The 2,220-nt window shown below is 66.4% G+C and carries 3 protein-coding genes; all 3 read left to right on the top strand.

Annotated elements, in window-relative coordinates; genetic code table 11:
* Window positions 1-76 precede the first annotated feature (76 nt).
* On the top strand, window positions 77-373 hold the full coding sequence (gene tnpA, locus GIW04_RS30075; protein WP_057006142.1) for an IS66 family insertion sequence element accessory protein TnpA: 297 nt from the start codon (window positions 77-79) through the stop codon (window positions 371-373).
* Window positions 373-711 (top strand): IS66 family insertion sequence element accessory protein TnpB, encoded by a 339-nt coding sequence (gene tnpB, locus GIW04_RS30070; protein ID WP_043107207.1) that lies wholly within the window; start codon window positions 373-375, stop codon window positions 709-711. Before tnpA ends, tnpB begins: the two co-directional genes overlap by 1 nt.
* Before the next feature lie 64 nt (window positions 712-775).
* Window positions 776-2,220: IS66 family transposase (gene tnpC, locus GIW04_RS30065; protein WP_236479561.1), on the top strand; the 1,445-nt coding region annotated here is incomplete at its 3' end.

The following is a 2,220-nucleotide window of genomic DNA, read 5'->3' as shown; positions in this document are numbered from 1 at the left end:
GTAAGCGTCCAGCCCGCCCACCTTCTCCTCGAGCACCCCTGCCCGCATCCTCTGTATTTTTCAGCAGGGGATTCACATGGAAACGATGCACGCGCGGCGCGAGTCCTGGGCCAGGCATGTCCAGGCCTGGCGCGACAGTGGGTTGACTCAGGTCGCTTACTGTCAGCAGCATGAGCTCAAGCCCAAGGCTCTCGCTTACTGGATCAGGCGGAGCAAGCAGACGGCTACGCCGCTGACCCTGGTGCCGCTGGCGGTGCAGGGGCCATCTGTCAGCGGGGAGTTGCTGCTGCAACATGCCAGCGGCTGGCAGGTGGCATTGCCGGCTGGCGTCGATGCGGCCTGGCTGGCCGGGTTGCTGCGGGGGATGGCCTGATGCTGATACCGGCCCAGGTGTGGCTGGTGGTCGAGCCGGTCGATATGCGCCTGGGGATCGACGGGCTTTCGGCGCACATCCAGCAGGCGCTCGGGCGCCCGCCCTGCGATGGCACGGCCTATGCGTTTCGTAATCGGCGCGGCTCGCGGCTCAAGCTGTTGCAGTGGGACGGTACCGGTGTGTGGCTGAGCCAGCGGCGCCTGCATCAAGGCCATTTCCGCTGGCCCAACGCCGACGACAGGCTGTTCACCCTGACTCAGGCGCAGTGGCAATGGCTGATCGCCGGAATCGATTGGCAACGCCTCGAGGCGCGTCCTATGGGGCATTGGAAAGTGTGAAAAAATAACGCCTGAAAGCCAGTATTTACGGGCCTTTCAGGCGGATTTTCGGTAGAATTGGCGCATGCTCTTAACCGCCGAACTCGCCGCCCTGAACCTCGCTCCTGCCCAGCAGGAAGGCGTCGTTGCCGCCGTCCTGCCGCTACACACCGAGGCCGAAAAGCTGCGCGCCCAGGTCAAGCGCGATGCGTTGAAAATCCAGGCACTGACCCTTGAACTGGCGCACCTGCGGCGCATTCGTTTCGGCGTCAAAAACGAAGCCCTGTCGCCGGAGCAGTGCGATCTGTTCCGTGAGACGGCTGACGCCGACTGCGCCGCCATCGAGGCCGAAGTCGAGCAACAGGTGCCGCAGCTGCGCACCCAGCGCCCGCGCGCCGGTCGCCAGCCCTTGCCGGAACACCTGCCGCGCATCGAACACCGTCACGAACCCGAGACCTGCAGCTGCGGCCAGTGTGGCGGCGAGCTGGTCAAGATCGGCGAAGACATCAGCGAGCAGCTCGACGTTACACCGGCCAAGTTCTTCGTGCACCGCCACATTCGCCCGCAATACGCCTGCCGCCCGTGCGCAAGCATCACCGCCGCGCCGGTTCCGCCGGCGGTGATCGACGGCGGCATGGCTGCCCCGGGCCTGATTAGCTGGGTGCTGATCGGCAAGTACGTCGATCACCTGCCGCTCTACCGCCTCGAACAGATCGCCGCCCGTGACGGCGTCACCCTGGCCCGCTCGACCCTGGCCGAGTGGGCCGGGCGCTACGGCGCGGCCTTGCAGCCTCTGGCGGATCGGCTGAGCGAGTTGCTGCGACGACGACCCGTGCTGCACGCCGATGAAACACCCGTACAGCAACTCGATCCAGGCCGCGGCAAAACCAAACGCGCTTACCTCTGGGCCTACCGCAGCAACGACCTGGACGAGGGATCGCCGATCGCCGTGTTCGACTATCAGACCGGGCGCAGCGGTGCGTACGCACGGGCGTTTCTGGCGGACTGGAGCGGTCATCTGGTGGTCGACGATTACGGCGGCTACAAGGCGCTATTCCGGGCCGGTATCACCGACGTGGGCTGCATGGCCCATGCGCGGCGCAAGTTCTTCGAGCTGCACGCGGCCAACCAGAGCCCGGTGGCCACCGAGGCCTTGCGGCGCATCGCCGAGCTCTACGCGATCGAAGCGCGCGGCCGCGACCTCGACGGCAGCGCACGGCAGATGCTGCGCGGACAAGAAGCCCTGCCCAAACTGCAGGCCCTGCACGACTGGCTGCAGCTGACGCGGCAAGGCGTGGCCAACGGGGGTGGCCTGGCCAAGGCCATGGACTACAGCCTGAAACGCTGGCCGGCGCTGTCGCGCTACGCGCACAGCGCCAGCCTGCCGATCGACAACAACCCGGTGGAGAACGTCATCCGGCCGATCGCGGTGGGCAAGAAGAATTGGCTGTTTACCGGTTCGGAGCGCGCCGGCCGTCGCGCCGCCGCCATCCAGAGCCTGCTGGCCACCGCCAAACTGAACGGCATCGA

This window comes from Pseudomonas sp. PA-4-8C, from assembly GCF_021606625.1.
Taxonomy (GTDB): domain Bacteria; phylum Pseudomonadota; class Gammaproteobacteria; order Pseudomonadales; family Pseudomonadaceae; genus Aquipseudomonas; species Aquipseudomonas lactis.
Note: the sequence above shows the minus strand (reverse complement) of the source record. Positions and strands in the feature narration are given on the sequence as shown.

Bases quoted from the DNA above. Each gene is read 5' to 3' on its own strand.
- tnpA (WP_057006142.1), top strand. From the start codon at position 77: ATGGAAACGATGCACGCGCGGCGCGAGTCCTGGGCCAGGCATGTCCAG.
- tnpB (WP_043107207.1), top strand. From the start codon at position 373: ATGCTGATACCGGCCCAGGTGTGGCTGGTGGTCGAGCCGGTCGATATG.